General features: G+C 44.0%; 17 protein-coding genes. All 17 read right to left on the reverse strand.

Annotated features, from left to right (window positions below; genetic code table 11):
• Positions 1–9: 9 nt before the first annotated feature.
• Entirely contained in the window at positions 10–1,479 is a 1,470-nt protein-coding gene (gene rng, locus AB4154_RS14035; RefSeq protein ID WP_017061363.1) for a ribonuclease G, read from the reverse strand.
• 20 nt (positions 1,480–1,499) lie between these two features.
• Positions 1,500–2,123: a nucleoside triphosphate pyrophosphatase gene (locus tag AB4154_RS14040; protein ID WP_017066953.1), complete on the reverse strand. Its 624-nt coding sequence runs from the start codon at positions 2,121–2,123 to the stop codon at positions 1,500–1,502.
• A gap of 7 nt (positions 2,124–2,130) precedes the next feature.
• Complete coding sequence (gene mreD / locus AB4154_RS14045; protein WP_017061361.1) at positions 2,131–2,619, reverse strand: rod shape-determining protein MreD; 489 nt, start codon at positions 2,617–2,619, stop codon at positions 2,131–2,133.
• Positions 2,609–3,496 (reverse strand): rod shape-determining protein MreC, encoded by an 888-nt coding sequence (gene mreC / locus AB4154_RS14050; RefSeq protein ID WP_004735927.1) that lies wholly within the window; start codon positions 3,494–3,496, stop codon positions 2,609–2,611. Before mreC ends, mreD begins: the two co-directional genes overlap by 11 nt.
• Before the next feature lie 94 nt (positions 3,497–3,590).
• Positions 3,591–4,634: a rod shape-determining protein gene (locus AB4154_RS14055; protein ID WP_017062957.1), complete on the reverse strand. Its 1,044-nt coding sequence runs from the start codon at positions 4,632–4,634 to the stop codon at positions 3,591–3,593.
• Between the two features lie 150 nt (positions 4,635–4,784).
• A complete protein-coding gene (locus AB4154_RS14060) occupies positions 4,785–9,185 on the reverse strand; it encodes a DUF6701 domain-containing protein (protein ID WP_372123328.1) in 4,401 nt (1,466 codons plus the stop codon).
• Positions 9,182–9,619: an MSHA biogenesis protein MshP gene (locus AB4154_RS14065; protein ID WP_372123330.1), complete on the reverse strand. Its 438-nt coding sequence runs from the start codon at positions 9,617–9,619 to the stop codon at positions 9,182–9,184. Before AB4154_RS14065 ends, AB4154_RS14060 begins: the two co-directional genes overlap by 4 nt.
• Positions 9,609–10,355: a prepilin-type N-terminal cleavage/methylation domain-containing protein gene (locus AB4154_RS14070; RefSeq protein ID WP_050645578.1), complete on the reverse strand. Its 747-nt coding sequence runs from the start codon at positions 10,353–10,355 to the stop codon at positions 9,609–9,611. Before AB4154_RS14070 ends, AB4154_RS14065 begins: the two co-directional genes overlap by 11 nt.
• Positions 10,355–10,936 carry a prepilin-type N-terminal cleavage/methylation domain-containing protein gene (locus AB4154_RS14075; RefSeq protein WP_017071541.1) on the reverse strand — a complete coding sequence of 194 codons (582 nt, stop codon included), beginning with the start codon at positions 10,934–10,936 and terminating at the stop codon, positions 10,355–10,357. The genes AB4154_RS14070 and AB4154_RS14075 overlap by 1 nt, the downstream gene beginning before the upstream one ends.
• The gene (locus AB4154_RS14080; protein WP_372123332.1) at positions 10,933–11,424 is read right to left on the reverse strand and encodes a prepilin-type N-terminal cleavage/methylation domain-containing protein; all 492 of its coding nucleotides are present in this window, start codon (positions 11,422–11,424) and stop codon (positions 10,933–10,935) included. The genes AB4154_RS14075 and AB4154_RS14080 overlap by 4 nt, the downstream gene beginning before the upstream one ends.
• Positions 11,425–11,574: 150 nt before the next feature.
• Positions 11,575–12,093, reverse strand: coding sequence for a type II secretion system protein (locus tag AB4154_RS14085; RefSeq protein WP_017061354.1), 519 nt, complete (start codon positions 12,091–12,093; stop codon positions 11,575–11,577).
• 35 nt (positions 12,094–12,128) lie between these two features.
• Positions 12,129–12,704: a prepilin-type N-terminal cleavage/methylation domain-containing protein gene (locus AB4154_RS14090; protein ID WP_048618134.1), complete on the reverse strand. Its 576-nt coding sequence runs from the start codon at positions 12,702–12,704 to the stop codon at positions 12,129–12,131.
• 79 nt (positions 12,705–12,783) lie between these two features.
• A complete protein-coding gene (locus AB4154_RS14095) occupies positions 12,784–13,239 on the reverse strand; it encodes a hypothetical protein (protein ID WP_017068728.1) in 456 nt (151 codons plus the stop codon).
• 3 nt (positions 13,240–13,242) lie between these two features.
• Positions 13,243–14,466, reverse strand: coding sequence for a type II secretion system F family protein (locus AB4154_RS14100; RefSeq protein ID WP_017061351.1), 1,224 nt, complete (start codon positions 14,464–14,466; stop codon positions 13,243–13,245).
• Positions 14,467–14,478: 12 nt separating this feature from the next.
• Positions 14,479–16,203 carry a GspE/PulE family protein gene (locus AB4154_RS14105; RefSeq protein ID WP_017061350.1) on the reverse strand — a complete coding sequence of 575 codons (1,725 nt, stop codon included), beginning with the start codon at positions 16,201–16,203 and terminating at the stop codon, positions 14,479–14,481.
• Complete coding sequence (locus tag AB4154_RS14110) at positions 16,193–17,368, reverse strand: lipopolysaccharide assembly protein LapB (protein WP_017071536.1); 1,176 nt, start codon at positions 17,366–17,368, stop codon at positions 16,193–16,195. The genes AB4154_RS14105 and AB4154_RS14110 overlap by 11 nt, the downstream gene beginning before the upstream one ends.
• Positions 17,369–17,370: 2 nt before the next feature.
• The gene (locus AB4154_RS14115) at positions 17,371–18,210 is read right to left on the reverse strand and encodes an ExeA family protein (protein WP_017061348.1); all 840 of its coding nucleotides are present in this window, start codon (positions 18,208–18,210) and stop codon (positions 17,371–17,373) included.
• Between the last annotated feature and the right edge of the window lie 11 nt (positions 18,211–18,221).

Raw genomic sequence — 18,221 nt, forward strand, 5'->3', positions numbered from 1 at the left:
AAATTTCCATTACATCATAACAACATCAAACTGCTCTTGTATGTACAGAGGCTCAGCCTGGATTTTAACTTGCTTACCAATAAAGACTTCAAGCTCCGCAAGCGCATGAGATTCATCGCCCTCTAACGCCTCAGCTACGGCAGCTGCCGCATAGACCACAAATTTATCGGCGTCGTACGCACGATTCACTCGCGTGATCTCTCGAAGAATTTCATAACAAACGGTTTCAACTGTCTTCACACTGCCGCGGCCTTCACAAGCAGGACAGCTCGAACATAGGATATGCTCAATACTTTCACGAGTACGTTTACGAGTCATCTCAACCAACCCAAGCTGCGTGAAGCCATTAATATTGGTTTTCACACGGTCTTTGTCGAGCGCAGCCTCTAAAGAAGTTAGTACTCGCTTACGATGTTCCTCAGACAACATATCAATAAAGTCGATAATGATGATGCCACCTAAGTTACGTAGACGCAGCTGACGAGCAATCGCTTGAGTCGCTTCTACATTGGTGTTGAAAATCGTCTCTTCTAGATTACGACGACCAACAAACGCGCCAGTGTTGATATCAACCGTGGTCATCGCTTCAGTTTGGTCGATAATCAGATATCCACCAGACTTTAATTCGACTTTACGATCCAATGAACGCTGAATTTCGTTCTCGGTATCGTACATATCAAAGATAGGCTTATCACCTTCATACAGCTCAAGCTTGTCTGTCAGCTCAGGCACGTATTCAGAGGTAAACTCTTTTAGGTTTTCATATTCTAGACGAGAATCGACCTGAATCTTGCTCAGCTCAGTACCGACGAAGTCACGTAAGATACGTTGGCTTAAGCAAAGCTCACCATACAAACGAGTACGCGCCTTGTGCTTACCACGACGCTCTAATACTTTTAGCCATAATCGCTTCAAGAATGCGGCATCTTGTGCCAACTCATTTGAATCTGCACCTTCTGCTGCTGTGCGGATGATGAAGCCACCGTGTTCGTCACAGTAACGAGACACGACTTTTTTAAGACGGTTACGTTCAGACTCGCTGTCGATACGTTGAGATACACCAACATGACTTGCGCCCGGCATAAATACCAGATAACGAGACGGTAGAGTGATATCAGTGGTTAAGCGAGCACCTTTAGTACCAAGAGGGTCTTTGACCACTTGCACCACAATGTCTTGCCCTTGACGGACAAGCTCTGAAATATCACGAACCTGAAATTGTTTCTTTTCGTTTTCAGCGACACATTCAGTGTGTGGGACAATATCAGAGGCGTGTAAAAAAGCTGCTTTCTCAAGGCCTATATCCACAAAAGCCGCCTGCATTCCCGGAAGAACACGGCTTACACGTCCTTTATAGATATTTCCTACGATACCGCGTCGAGCATCTCGTTCGACATGGATCTCTTGAAGAGCCCCCCCTTCAATCATGGCCACACGAGTTTCACTCGGGGTCACGTTCAGCAACAATTCAGCACTCATGGTGCACCTCAGGTTAGTAATTATAAGAATTCTTGCAGTAGCTGGTCCGTTTCAAATAAAGGTAAGCCGACAACGGCGTAATAACTACCTTCGATTCGGGTGACAAAGCGTCCGCCCAAACCTTGGATCCCATAGCTACCGGCTTTATCGCATGGCTCCCCTGTTTGCCAGTATTGTTCTATTTCTTTTTCACTGAGGGGTTTAAACCATACGTCGGTAATAATGATTTCTGTTCTTTGTTTTTCTTCTGAAACCACAGAAACCGCCGTCATCACTTGGTGACGTTCATTCGCTAACTGAGTAAGCATGCGCTTAGAGTCAGCAAAATCGGTGGGTTTCTCAAGCACTTGCCCTTGGCTTACGACGACTGTGTCAGAACCAAGAACGACTATATCAGAGCCATGATCTACAGTATCAGAACTAGGAACGACATGCTGCCTTTCAGAAGGGTTATCTTTCAATAAAGACAACGCAGCTAAAGCTTTATCTAAAGATAGTCGCTTAACATATTCTTCGGCGGTTTCTTGAGCGTGTTTACACTCTTCAACATCGGTTACGAGGACAGAAAACTCATAACCGAGTTGAGATAGCAATTCTTTGCGGCGTGGAGAGCCGGATGCCAAAACTAAATGTTTCTTTTCCATCGTCACGCTACCTCACATGCCAATGGCGACGCACGCGTCTCATTAATAAAAACATCCAAGGCCAAAGTATACAGTTTATCAATGCGCTCCATAACGATAACGGATTGAAAACAACATCTTGGATCAAATATTCACCAAAGAAGATCAACACCTCAAACAAGACCGTTAACGCGGCAATGATCATCGCTTGCTGCCATAACGCCATGTTACGAATGACGAGGAAGTTCATCGCAATAATGTACATCACTATTGCCATCATCATGCCTCGAATACCCAGAGTAGAGCCGATCAAAAGGTCCCACAATAAGCCTAAAATCAAAGCACTACCCACGTTAACACGATGCGGTAGAGCCAAAACCCAGTAACACGTAACCAGCAGTAACCAAGATGGTCTAAATAAATCTAAGCTACCAGGCCAAGGGATCGTCTGCAGAATCAGTGCTATTAAAAATGAGCAGAAAATTACTACCTTGCTTCTCAAAACGCTATTGGCCATCTTCGCCCTCTAACAATGCTTGTTCTATGCTCGATTGATCCGCTTGCATCTGTTTGTTTTCATCAGGCCATACAAGCAGCAGGTATCTGAGCTTATCGAACTCAACCACAGGCTCTGCTTTAATCACAGCGAACTCACGTTTCGGGTCGTAATCAACGGCCGTAACATAGGCGACTGGATAACCTTCTGGATATACCCCACCAAGACCTGATGTCACCAACAGATCTTCTTCTTGTATATCGGTACTGGTTGGAATGTGCTCTAGCTGGATCTCATCAATCATGCCATTGCCCGAAGCAATCACACGGATGTCATTACGAATAACCTGAACAGGAATCGCATTGTTTGCATCAGTGAGTAGTAATACACGACTATTATGAGCAGCAACGAAAGTGACTTGGCCGACAATGCCTTTTTCGTTGATCACCGGCTGACCTTCATACACCCCATCAATCTGACCTTTGTCGATCACGACTTGATGGCGATATGGTGAAGTGTCTACCGCCATAACTTCTGTGACGACTTTCTTCTCATCACGGATAAACGGCGAGCCTAACAGCTTACGAAGGCGCTTGTTTTCTTCTTGATATTGCTCAAGCAGAATCAGCTCGCTCTTCAGACGCAAGACTTCTCGTTTAATATTATGGTTAGATTCAATTAACCCTTTGCGAGTGCTAAAACGGTCGTAAACACCATCGAACATAGTGCGAGGCAAGTTGGCTGCATATTGAATAGGCGCAACCATGCTGTTTAATAGATAGCGAACATTTGAGAAAGCATCTAAACGACTATCAGCCAGCATAAGGCTGGCTGATAAAATTACAGCAAAAAACAGGCGCAATTGTAGAGAGGGACCTCTACCAAAAATTGGCTTCATTCTATATTTGGTCCTAGAGCTACATTTGATCCTATAGACAAGGTCCTAGGCTCTTTACATAAAACTAGATAAGAAAAGAGCCTAACACTAGATATTATTCTTCGCTGAACAGATCGCCGCCGTGCATGTCGATCATCTCTAGCGCTTTACCGCCACCTAGAGCAACACACGTTAATGGCTCTTCTGCAACAACAACAGGGATACCTGTTTCTTCTGTTAACAGGCGATCAAGGTCTTTAAGCAGTGCACCACCACCTGTTAGTACCATACCGTTTTCTGAGATATCAGAAGCCAGCTCTGGTGGACACTGTTCAAGTGCAACCATGACTGCAGATACGATGCCAGATAGAGGTTCTTGAAGTGCTTCAAGGATTTCGTTTGAGTTTAGGCTAAAGCTACGAGGCACACCTTCAGCAAGGTTACGACCACGTACTTCGATCTCTTCGACTTCATCGCCAGGGTAAGCTGAACCGATTTCGTGTTTGATCTTCTCTGCTGTCGCTTCACCGATCAAGCTGCCGTAGTTACGACGAACGTAGTTGATGATCGCTTCATCAAAACGGTCACCACCAATGCGAACAGAAGACGAGTAAACCACACCGTTCAGTGAGATAACCGCAACTTCAGTAGTACCACCACCGATATCAACAACCATTGAACCTGTTGGCTCAGAGACACGTAGGCCAGCACCAATCGCAGCAGCCATAGGCTCATCGATTAGGTAAACCTCACGAGCACCAGCACCTAACGCTGATTCACGGATAGCACGACGCTCAACCTGTGTTGAACCACAAGGTACACAAACCAAAACACGAGGACTTGGTTTAAGCACACTGTTGTCATGCACTTGTTTGATGAAGTGCTGAAGCATTTTTTCCGTTACGTAAAAGTCGGCAATTACACCGTCTTTCATTGGACGGATCGCTGAGATGTTACCAGGCGTACGACCAAGCATTTGCTTAGCAGCGTGGCCAACAGCAGCGACACTCTTTGCAGAACCCGCACGATCTTGGCGAATAGCTACAACTGAAGGCTCATCAAGAACAATGCCTTGGCCTTTTACATAAATAAGGGTATTGGCTGTACCTAAATCAATCGATAGGTCGTTTGAAAACATGCCACGAAGTTTTTTAAACATATTCTTCGCTCATCCTGCAAGAATTAGAAGACAAAAATTGCACTAAATGTACCAATGCCTTGCTGTTACGGCAAGGCATTGAAGTGCAAACATGGACTGAAACCCGCAATTTCTTACAGATTCCTAACTTAAGGGGCAAAAATTATATTATTACTGACCTGTTAAGCCACTTTCACCTCGGTAGATCACACGATCGTTACCGCGGTAGATACCAAATGTGACGACGGTGGATGGATCTTCATCACCCAGTTGGCGCCAGTTGTAACGTAGCCATGGTTGATCTTGATCACTGCCACTACATGAGATGTTATTTCCGCCATCGCTATCAGGCTCAGAGTCATCCATTCTTAACCACAGACGAACTTGCTCACGTGGCGCGTCTGTTCCTGCTGGCGTATTTTGATTTGCTGTGACCTCTTCTTCTCCATCATCCACATTTCCACTACCGTTAAGTGAAACTAAAGTGGTTGCCGCCCCTTCACTGTGCCAAATAACTTGTTTACAAGTATTAGCCCCATTGAAGGTACTGCGGTCATCATCCTCGTTAACAATAAACTCGCTGCCATCCCAGAACTCAGCGCGCAATGGAATAGTTAGAGTAGTATCAGAATTGCCACCAATATCATCGAGCGCCATTCGACCATATCGGGCAGGAGGTTGAACTGGGAATGCAGCTGAATCGGTAACAGGGTCTGAATCCGTAAATGACACAGGATCAACTCCTGTCACTGTTAAACCAAAATTAGTGGCTATTGAGCTAGCATCACTGGTATTGAAAGGACCATCTCTGCGGCTAACGTCATCTGAATCCGTAACTCTTTGCAGCTCAGCTGCATTGTCATTCAGTAACCAATGTTTACGATCAACAGACCAAGACCCAGCGTCCGTATCTAGCAAGAAATCATTATCTATACTGGTGTCATCCAGAATACCAAAACTAGCTTGCAGGTCTGAACTGAAGAATCGGTAGTTATTGAGCGCATCATCCGTATCACTCTCACCTGATGCCATTGGATATACTTGGTGAACTGTAGAGTCATAAGGTTGACTTAGGTACGCAATATTATTTTGATTTGTAACATTCCACTCAGGGTCACCTTGCATGAAGTATTTGGGGTAAAAACGGCCGATAGTTTTAGACCCAGTGACACCTGAATCACCATTTGGAGGGGCAATGGTGCTATAAAAGTTACCCGTTTCAATTGCAACCAATTCAAAACTTCCTACCTCTGAGTAGGTTAACCCATCAAGTTGGTACCCACCATTTGACTGATCACTAATTGAAATACTCGGAGATATCGTGTCGGGCATCAAATAGCCAAGTACACCCTCACTTGGTGTGTCTAAATAATGGGAAACACTGATCGAAGCTTGAGACACAAAATAATTCGAAGGAACACCTACATTATTTGAACATACGGAATTTACATTAGCTCCGGTAATCATGGGTTTCACGTCCACATCAAAGCTCTCCCCCGCTGCAACAAAGCCACTACTACTGGATTCTGTACTCGTTCCACTTGAATCGCTATCAGTACATACAGCAAACTCATAAGGTTTAGATTTGACAACAAAGCTACCAACCAACCCCGAACTTGCGGAATCAGGCTGTTCATAAATAGGACACCCTTCAATTTCAGAACAATCAAAGCTAGGATCATTGATAACTACATTAACTTGCCCAACATTGCTCCAATTTACTTCAGTTGTAGCACCACCATTATCAAAATTTAGATCTGTAACTGAGAAGTCATCAAGTGATCCATCTTCAGGGGTAGGCATTTCAAGAAAGTAATCTTTAGAAGCATCAAATGATAAGTTTTTAGTATAGCCATTTACTGGGCTAACAACGCCTTGATCACAAGCTTGAGCCGTCACCTCTACCACTAACTCTTGAGAGTCTTGAGCTGCATTCATATGTATTTGGCTTGGGCTTGTATCAAACTTATAGGGCACATAAAAAACTTGTGTCGATGTTGCGGGCTCTGAATCGTAGACTCCCCCAACACTGAAACTACCAACCGTATCAGAGTCTAAATACAAGGTTCGAATGCCACCATCAAACGTATAATCCGGAGTTTCACACGCATTGTTAGCTTCACCCTTACACCATCGCGTTCCCGTTGGGGTTACCGTCGCTTCAAACTGCTCATTAGAGTCGACCAATTCGCCATTCTCTTCTAGGCGAAACTCAACCGGAATTCGCTCACAGGTTAGGCTATATAATTGTTGAGGTTCTACAACCAATAATCCTTGCTGTACTGGGGGTTCACAAGAATAATCAGGTTTGATTATCGTTACACCATTATCAAGCACGGCGACTCTCGCTGTCACTGCACCATGAATAGCTGTCTGATTTAAATCTACAGTATCTGCGAGAATAAATCCTTTGAAAGTAGAGTTCCCAACGTCAAATATGACCTCACCTTTAGGAGCGTATATAATGGGATAAGCGAAGTCAGATTGTATATCAACTGCCAAGTTAAACTTCATACGTGTTATCACATTTATTTGAGAGTTGCCCTCAAAGGCATATACCAAATCTCCTGCATCATGCTCATAATTATCAAAGGTCACCGTGGAATTATCAGGAAAAACCAGTTCTACACCCGCCCCTCCACTAACTTTAACATCTGAGATATAACTGTCTTCATCTAAGACGACTCGAACTAGATTATAATCATTCCCCTGCTTGTTGATAACGAGCTTAGACAAGTTACTCTCAATGAAAACATCTATTGTTTCACCGTTAATTTGGTAAGAACATATCTCTGAATCCGCTCCGCAGCTCTGCAAAATATCCGAAGCCTTGCCCGTAATGGTTAAACTTTCTGATGGATTTTTTTCTGCAATAGAGGTTACGTAACTGCCTTTAATCTTTCTTAATTCAAGTTGGCTATCATTATTACCAACATCACATTGATGTTCATCACACACTGGAAAATTATAAATATGATAAAACTCACTCGCATCATCAAAACCCAATAATAAAAAGTCATCTTTTGTTGTCCATTTATCATTAAAGAGCTCATAGCCTTCAGAGACCTTTTTTAAAGATTGATTAATATAGTTATTAGACCAGCCGCTAAATTTTGTTTGCTGGCTGGTAACCGTCAATGAGCTATTCACACCAGTCCAACTCTGAATGGGCTCGGGAAACAAGTTACACACGTTGGCAACAGGAACCACCTCAGGTAACTCAAACGCAAAGTAACCCACTTCTTCCAGAATATGCGTGCGGTCTCTAAAGTCCTCATCTACAACAAAGCTAACTTGGTTCGTGTTAATGTTACATCGACGTAGCCAGCCTCCGTGTCCACCAGCCCTCTCTTGTTTATTAGCTATGATCCCGTCAATATTCGTTAGAGAGGTGGTAGCATACTTATCCTCACAGCCATCCAACATTGGGTCATTACCGCTTTGACTTGGCGTATCATACCCTCTTGCAAATTGAACCTTAAAACCATCAACATCAAGGTTAGTATTGGTGGCTAACGTCGCTAAAAACGCGATCTTCTCATCGTCATAATCATCGTTACTGCGGTGAGAAGCACTTAGCTCCAAAAACAAATCAATGTATGACGTTTCATCGGTTCGCCTAACCTTGCCAGAGGTCATCCATTTATCATTGTTATTTCGAGTTTGAATTTGATGCAATACCACCGGATTAGAAGAAAAGCCAGCTCCGCCAAAATCGCTATAAAGGACTCTATCATTACTATTTGAGCCTGATTTAGCACTGGCTGCATCGGTGTTCAAATAACCCGCTATGACTTCATGGCCATTAAAATCGGCCACACCGGGCTCAATCGCAAGGTAACTGACTTCTGTTATCGGTTGGCTATCTAAATCTGAACCACCGCCATTCTTTGGCGCCTTAATCTGCTTGATGGTCGCTTCGGTTTTGCTTACCTCGGTAACCATTAACGTTGCAGGAGCATCCGCGTCAGGGGCACTTGAATCAATGGTTGGCATCACAAACACCAGTGGCGTGTTGGTATAAGACTGAGTCAGTGGGATCTTACATTCTCCACCAGAGCACTGAACGATACCAAATTCATACTGAGCATCGTTTGAATAAACCGGCGGTGGCTCGATATCCGAGCTGTCACATTCTAGTTCAGTACTGTCCCCACTATTAATATCGACGCTTTGCGGGTGAATACCTTTAAAGTCTGCGGGGTAATTGCCTAAAAAAGTAAAACCCTGCCCATCGTCAACGTAGTAGTCTGCGGTTCCGGCATCATTTCCCGCTCCCGGCTGATAAATCAGTTGAACACTATAGTCTCCCCCACCAACCATGTAACGAGGATCGCGAATAAAGGGCGTATCTCCCACCGTAGGCTCATTAATATCATTGGTCCAGATGGTGTATTCCGGGCGGTTATTTCCGGGCTCTTGCTCTGCAAACACAGATTCAACAAGCTGGGCGGAATTGATATTAAATGATATTTTAAATTCACCGCTCGGATCTACGTTACAAGTCGACGCTGTCGCGATCAAAGGGAATAGGCAGAAACAGGCAACTAAAATATATCTACATGCTTTCATCGTATTGACTCCCTCACCCAAACTTCTTGAATTCGTTGCACTTGGTTAATACCTGACCCGCAAATGGCAGTAGATTCAATCTTAAAAAAACCAACATCATCTAAAATTCCGATCGGAGTACAAGTTAACTCTTCAACTGCACAGATAGTCGACATCCCACTACTCACTTGGTTTGAATTTAAGTTACCACAGACGGTGCTCACACTGGTTGAAACCGCAGGCGAAACCGTTAATGGATAAACTTGAGTGAGTGCCCACTCATTAGCGGAATGTGCTAATAGCCAAGCCTGTGTTCCAAGTTGTTTACGCGTCAATGTATCGTGGTTTGACCATTGTACTTGCACTAAAGAAGTCGCAAGAAAGCCCATCACCACAATAACAAATATTGCAACGACCAAAACACTGCCTTTTTGGGATGATTTACTATGGCGCATTAAGTACCTGCACATCTTGTTGGTAAACACTTACTTCGTTGTTTTGCTCAAGTACAAGATCGATGTGAATCACGCCACCTCTTTGTAAACTTGGCTCTTCGTAACGAAAATTACTGTCGGCATAATTGATGCTATCCGCCACAGTGACTCCGTTACGCTGGATTAAACCTTGATTCTGAATAGTATCGTTTACTAAACAGTAACTCACCGGAGCACTATCACTGTCATCGTAAATATAATGACGTTTAGCAATAGATTGACTACTCAAACTTACCGAAGAAGCGGTAAACACATTGCTCGTTGAGACTAACCCCGACACAGGAATTCGCTTAGTTGAACCAGCCACCAACTCCGAGTACGCGGTTGGGTTAATAATAAGGAAATCATCTGCATCGAGTATTGGGGAGTCTTGGCCGATAATAAAATTCAGTTCATCTGTCGCTTCATCAAGGTGATAAAAGCCTGAGTACTTAATAGCGTAAAAGGTAAGACATTTTTGAGCAAAAACCGAAGCCGGAGTAATACTCGAATCAAAACTATTAGGGACCGCATGACTGATTTCTCGCGACATTTTCTCAACAACAAACTGCCCTTTTACTTGCACCTTTTGTCTATCGATAGTGTCGACATAACCTTTCATGCCGTATTCAACAAAGCCTGCGATCGCTAAACCAATCACACCTACGACGACAATCGTTACAATCATCTCAATTAAGGTAAAACCACGTTGCTTCATCAGTAGTTCCCCTTATAAGCAACGACGTTATAACGATTATTACCACCGAAGATCTGTATCTCAACACGCTTCATCGGGCCAATTGTGTTGTCATCAATTCCGTCCATGTTGCCATCGTAAAACACAGATACTTCCACCCGAAAATTGGCATAGCTATCATCTATCTGTTCATCAAGTATATTGGCTAATTCATTCGTAGTACTCGACAGGCAGGCGGATTCAGTCGCAGCCGTATACCAGCAACCAATATAGTCGTCCACGTCATTAAACGTTGCTGGCTTACCTTCTTGTTCACCATCATCAATATCAACCCCAAGCTTGTCGGGATCAGTGCAACCACTATATTCAAAATCACCACAACGCATTACCCCTCCGTCAAAGTCACTATTATGGTCAAAGCCACGTGCCAATATTTGATTCATTAAGCTCTGCCCTAAAGCTACTGAGCGGTTTTGATATTGAGGGTCAGCGGAGCCCGCCACTTGAGGAGCTAAAAAACTAGTAATCGTGACCATAGCAACGCCCAGTACGATAATCACCACAATACTTTCAATAAGAGTGAAGCCACGGGAGCGCATCATAAACATGCTCCCTCACGCACGTAACCTTGAGAATTAATACAAACTTGGGCGCTATTATTTGAAGAAGTAGAGTTAATAGTAATATTCACTCCAGCACTTACTGAAGGGTTCCCCAATAAATCAAAGTCGATAACAGTATTCGCTGGAGAAAACGTTATGTCTGATATACGTACATAATCACTACGCGCATCGGCTTGTGACTTTTGAGCGCTGTTCGATAGATTTAAACTGCAAGCGGTGACAGAACCTAGACAGTTACTATTTATAGCAAGGCGAAAACTGTCATTAGCCGCTGAAACGTTCGATTGCATTCGATTGACTTGGATTTGGCGAATTACGGAAATGGTTTGCTCTTGCGCAGTAAAAGTAGAAAAGCTAGATGTACCGACGAAGCGACTTGCGGCAAAGGTGGAAACAATACCGAGGATAATGATAACGATGATCAGCTCTACCAGAGTAAAGCCTTTGGGTGGGGGGCTGTTATCCATAATAAGTCTCTAACTGCCTAGCGAATACTGATTATACAAGATAACGAAACTAACGATCTTATGTATATGAATAGTTTTGATATTTATGAGCGATAGGAAGAAAAAGGCCGACAAAAGCCGGCCTAAAATCTAGATAATATTCACTGGAGATTATAAGCCACAGTTTCCATCGGCACCATCAACAATCAATACAGTCGCAGGCGTATTCGCATCAATAGCTGCTGTATACTGAACACATTGCACAGTGTATCCGTCTATACCAATGTCAATAGTAGTATTTGTAGGGTCAGTTGCATCATCTTCAGAGCTATCTAAAACCACGAACTCATTTGATACATCTAAGGTTTGCATGATACCGCCTTGGTTAGCAGTTTCATCGTTAACAGCAACAGGGTAACCAAAACTATGTGCTATACCTTCAACTACAGTACCTGGATTATCATCATCAGTAAAAGCAGTATATGTTGTAGCTTCAATGCCGTTGATTGCCGCTTTACCATAAGAGATCCCCATGGCTCCTGCTACAGCCCCACGTAAGCCCTCTAATGTTGCAGTGCGAGCATCATCTTGCAGGTTTAGGAAACGCGGTGCCGCAGTTACAGCAAGAATACCTAGAATAACAATTACAACCACTAGTTCGATTAGGGTGAAACCGCCTTGTCTTTTCATAGTTAAGCTCTCTCTATGTTTAATTTTACGCAGACTTACTGCAAAGTTACGGTCACACGACCAGTTTTAATTTCGTAAACAAATTCATGTTCTGTACTACCTTCTAATTGAACGTAAGTACAGGTTGCATCACCTGAATTCGCTTGCGCTGAATATTTGTAATTTGAGTCATTAGCGACATCTGAAACCGCACCTACTTTAGGTGGATTTTGCAGCAAGTTTTCCATCAACTCAGAACATGTTTCATCTGAAATATCTTGTGGAGCAGTGCTCGAATTATTGTTCAGAGTCCACGGATAGCCATCACGAAAGTCGGTCTCGACGTTGTTACTGTTTTTTGATCTTGTTAACCAAAAATCAACACCATCATAGTTTACAGTATTGTATGTTTCAACACCTATCTTCTCTGATGGCCTAGCCTCTGCTTCCCACTGTGCTCTTGCCGACAGTACTGCTGTCGCAAAACCGCCAGCAACGCCTTCAATACTGGATTTCTTGGCTTCATCCGTCACATCAAGAAAACGAGGCAACGCAGCGACCGCCAATAAACCAACAACTACGATCACTATCACTAATTCGACAAGGGAGAAACCCTTTTGATTCTTAAGCATTTTCTACCTACTCATCTAATTATTAACGCGCATTATACATTCGCGCACGTATAAAACCATACTAAAACTGTCAATATTTTCACAAAGCCAAAATATTGGCTTTTACACTAAACCTTTCTCTTTCAAGTAATATATCTACCTGATATTTATCAGTATAATGATAACTACAGTGAAAGTGTCTGTTGTCACTTTTATCTTCAACTCTTGGAGAGCTTAGCCCTAAAATGCTCCCTTGAGGATATAATTGATCCAGCCAATAATTACAGTCTCGCTCCGTACCTTGGATAGGCATTACCCACCCAGTTCTGCTGTAGATCTTTGGGGGTTCCGAGCCTTCTTCTTGCCCAGCACCCGATAACAAATACTGCTGTTTGAACAAATTGGCTTGCTCTAAAATCCGCTTGCTCGCGACGATAAATGCCGTGTTAGTCGCTTCTTCTTCTACCGTTTTGAATGCCGAAAGCACACCGACAATAAGAAAAAGAATAACCACTGTCCAAATAACAAAACGTGAGCGTTGTAGGTTATTTAGCATTCCCTAGCCTTTGATCGCATCCAACATTCCCCACATCGGCAAGAAGATACCTAGCGCCAAAATCAGCACCATGCCTGCAACGATGGTTAACAAAATGGGTTCAATTCTGGCGGTTAAGGTTTTCAGATCGTAATCGACTTCGCGGTCATAAAAATCAGCCACTTCAAGTAATAGCTCATCAATACGCCCCGTCTCTTCACCGACGGAGATCATTTGTATCACGAGCGGTGTGAAAATTTCGCTGTTAATCGCGGTCGACGAAACCGTACTACCGGCTTCAATGGCCGATTTCATGGCTTGAACTCGCAACTCTAGAAAACGGTTATCTAAAGCTTCCGCCGAAAGCGCTAGCGACTGGTTCAGTGGAACACCCGCTTTAAGCATCAAAGCAAAAGTACGCGAGAAGCGTGACAACAGTGCTCGATTCACTACCCCGCCAATGACCGGCATTTTTAAGCGTAATCGATCCCACTTTTCCAAGCCTTTGTCTGTCTTCACCCAAGCTTTAAAAGCGAAGATAAGACCAAAGATCACTCCAAGCATTAAGCCCCAGTAATTCACAAAGAACTCAGACATACCAATCAAGATACGAGTAGGCAGCGGCAAGTCGACACCAAAGCGCGCAAACATGCTTGAGAACTGTGGAATAACCTTGATGTTAAGAATGAACATTGCAATCAAGATAAAACTGATCACGAATGTTGGGTAACGCATCGCAGTCTTAATTCGTTTGCGAGTCTCAACTTCTTGTTCGTAATATCCAGCTAATTGCAGTAAAGCCTGATCTAGACGGCCTGTGTTTTCACCAACGCCAATCATCGAGACAAACAACGGACTGAATACCTTTGGGTGCATCTGCATTGACGCCGCTAAGCCGCGACCATTGGTTAGCTCAGCAACCACCTCTTCCAAGGCGGCTTTCAGCTGCTTATTTTCGCAGTTTTGAGTGAGGCCTTTCATCGATCTTAATAGTGGTACACCCGCTTTGGTTAGGCTGTATAACTGTCGACAAAACAGAACCAACACCTCTAACGGTACACTCGGAAAGAACAGACTCGATACATCCATATCTAAGACTGAACCACCACTTTTGCCCAGTTTGATAGAGGTTGGAATGATCCCTTTACTCATCAAGCTTTCAGCAGCAAGATCTTCGTTATTCGCGTCTAATTGCCCACTTACTTGACTACCATCAGAGCTGCGACCTACATAACGATACGTTGGCATATCATTCTACCCCTACAGATAAATTGGGTCAGTGGCACCGGACGCATCACCTTCGCCAAGATGCATTATCTCATCAAGACTCACGACACCTTGCAGAGCCAATTCCATCGCAGAAGCCAATAACGGTTTATAGTTTTCAGACTGTCTCGCCTTTTGAGCAAAACCTACCGCATCATTAGCTCTCAGTGCATCCATCATGTTTTGCTCTAGCTCCAACATTTCAAATACACCAATTCGCCCGCGGTAACCCGTTAAGTTACAGTTCTGGCAACCACGGCCTTTCATAAACGGCACACCTACTTGGTTAGGGAAACGGACGCTCAGCCATTGCTTGCGAGGTTCATCTAACTCATCCTCAACCTTACAATCTGTACACACTTTACGAACTAATCGCTGTGCGACTACTGCTCGAACAGCGCTCGCGACCAAGTAACCCGGAGCACCCATATCCATCATACGCAACGCGCTGTCTACCGCATCATTGGTATGTAACGTACTTAATACTAAGTGGCCGGTCAGTGCAGCTCTCAAGCCTATCTCAACGGTTTCGTGGTCACGCATCTCACCGATAAGAATAATATCGGGATCCTGACGTAGAAAGGTTCTCAAGATAGTAGAGAAATCGAGATTGATCTTAGGGTTTACCTGAACTTGATTCACACGAGGTAGGCGGTATTCCACCGGGTCTTCCGCAGTAATGATCTTTTTACCCGGTTCGTTTAATTCACTTAACGCGCCGTATAAGGTTGTTGTTTTACCTGAGCCGGTTGGGCCGGTAACCAAAATCATGCCATGTGGACGGCGCAATTGTTGACGCAGACGAACCAACAGATCACTCGGTATGCCCGACTCTTCTAGTTTACGTAGGCCCGCTGATTGGTTAAGAAGACGCATAACCACTGATTCACCGTGCTGTACCGGCATGGTCGACATACGAATATCAACCGACTGACCTTTAGCTCGGATATTAAATCGGCCGTCTTGAGGAAGACGTTTCTCTGAAATATCGAGGTTTGCCATCAGCTTCAAGCGCAGTACAAGTGCTGAAGCAATATTCACTTCATTCAGCAATGTTTCATGCAGCACACCATCAATACGCTGACGAAGACGCAATACGTTTGAATCTGGCTCGATATGGATATCCGAAGCACCAACCTGAATAGCATCTTCAAATAGTGAGTTGATCAGCTTAACGACGGTAACTTCATCACTGTCTTCTTCAGCGATATCGAAATCAAAAGCATCATTAACTTGGTGTTCAGCGTGAAGTTGCTCAGCAAACGAGGCAATCTCTTTGGTTCTTCGATAATAGCGATCGAAGCCATCAACCAATTGCCTTTCTTGAGCAACAACGAATTCAAGCGCGTAATCGCCGAGCTGACCAAGCAAAGACTCTTGGGCAAACAGATCCGCAGGGTCACTCATTGCAACACGCAAAGTGTCACCTTGGCGCCCAATCACTAAGGCACGAAGGCGACGAGCATGTACTTCGGGTAAAAGCTGTACTGCTTCAACATCGACAACGGCTCGGCTTAAATCAATAAGAGGAATCGCTAACTGCTGCGACAAAAAGCTCAGCATTTGCTGTTCTGACAAGAAGCCAAGCTCAATTAGCGCATCACCCAGCTTACGCCCAGTACTTTTCTGAGCGGCCAGTGCTTGTTCAACTTGAGCCTCAGTGATAATGCCTTCTTCGACAAGCAAATCACCAAGTCTTTTTCTTAATCTAATTTGCATCGCCGCTCTCCTCTAAAGCATTGAGTATTTTTAACCGGTCACGCACAAAGCTTTGTGATTGAGATGAGATACCGACTCTGGTTAACGCACCTTGGTATGACGCTTTAGCAGCTGTGAAATCGAGTTGACGTTCTTGCTGAATCGCTAAGCCTAACCACCAGCGAGCATTATCTGAATCGACCTCAACCAACTTTTGGTAACTTTCCAATGCCACTTCTTCTTGCTGACTCTTTTGACTCAAGGCCGCACGCATCGCCAAATAATTTTGGGTAGGGTTCGGTGGTAAATGTATTAACGGACTTAAAGCCGCTTCTGATTGATTCGCTTTTACCAGCAGTTTTGATAACCCTAAACGCAGTTTTTCACTGTTGATGTTGAGCTTGATACCAGACTGATAAAGCTCATAGGCTTTGCGAGTATCGCCTTTACCAAAATAGAGAATCGCAAGTTTCTGACGGACATCTTCATTTCTTGGGGTATAACGCAGCGCCTCGGTATAACCTTTCAACGCACCAGTAAGATCGTTCGCATCAAGCGCTTTCTGAGCTCGACCTTGTGCATTCACAGATAGCTGTTCCGGAGTTAACTCAACCTGCTCGATCAACATTCCGCTATTTTCTGAACCACCAGAGGTTATAGGCTCATTAGAGATAGACGCAGGATCTTTTTTGGCCACACTAGCAACGTAAACTGGTTGGGGGATGTCAGTCCTAATCGTTTTAGGCGTGCTTAGAGGTTTAGCCGGTGTTTGTTGTTTTGTCGCTTTTGGGGCAGACATAACAACTGATTCGGAAACACTAGGCTTAGATTGAGCGCTTTTTGCCATCGCAGTGTTTTCTGTTGAAAGGATCGCAGAGTCTAGTGTCACCAATTTCTTAGTTGGCGATGAGATAGGTTGAGCAACTTCCTGAATGCCATTTGAATCATCAACGACAGAGACTTGAACCTGTAAATCTCGAGTTGAGATTGACTGCTCAACAATAGACTGATCAATCACAGGGCCTTGCGATATCGCCCAACCGCCCATCGCTAAGCTCAAAGTAAAACCTGCAACAACCCAAACTAGGGGGGAACGCGTTTTTACTTTAGGTACGACTGCGGCTTCAATCGAAGTCGCTGACTTTTTCTTTGCCAATTCAGACAAGGCGTTGTTAATGACGCTCATAATTAATTCCAACCCCACAGTATTGGCGTTTTAAATTTAGGCTTACACACATCGTACGTTTCATGCATAGCTGAAAAAAGATGTTGGTTGTCGATACTTTTCTTATCTTCACTGAACGAAAGCAATAGAGCCTTATGGCAAAGTTGGTTTATCAATCTAGGGATACCTAACGACGAACGACAGATCGCCTTTTTTTGATTCAAGCTGAATAACTCAGGACTGCCACCAGATTTAGCGATTCGATTATCAATATAAGCCACCGTTTCATCGAGATTCAGCGGTCTCAGTGTCGAACTAAATGTGATTCTTTGGCGAAACTGCCTTAGGTGATAAGCCTCTAATCGAGCATCCAATTCTGGCTGACCTAATAGAACAATCTGCAGCAGTTTTTTATCTTCCGTTTCAAGGTTACCAAACAACCTTAATGTTTCGAGCGCTTCATCCGATAGAGCCTGAGCTTCATCAAGAATAGCCACCACTCTTAAACCAGAATTGTGCAATTCAATGAGCTTATGCTGAATGTTATCAACCAAGGTTGCTTCATTATCGACAGCTAAACCAAGCTCTGTTGCAACCGCCTGGCGCAAGTCTGCCCCTGATAACACAGGGTTTGGTAAGTAGATCAGAGCTGTACAGTCATGTAGGTGATTGACCAACATCCGGCAAACCATGGTTTTTCCAGTGCCTACCTCTCCGGTCACCTTAATCACGCCCTCGCCCATTTCCAACGCCGAGATTACCGTCTGAATCGCTTCGAAATGAGGCGCTAAACCATAGAAGAAATCGGTATTCGGCGTTAAGGTAAATGGCAGTTGTTCAAAACCAAAGTGAGCTTGATACATACGACGACCTA

It is taken from the genome of Vibrio sp. 10N.286.51.B11 (assembly GCF_041469245.1).
GTDB classification, from domain to species: domain Bacteria; phylum Pseudomonadota; class Gammaproteobacteria; order Enterobacterales; family Vibrionaceae; genus Vibrio; species Vibrio crassostreae_C.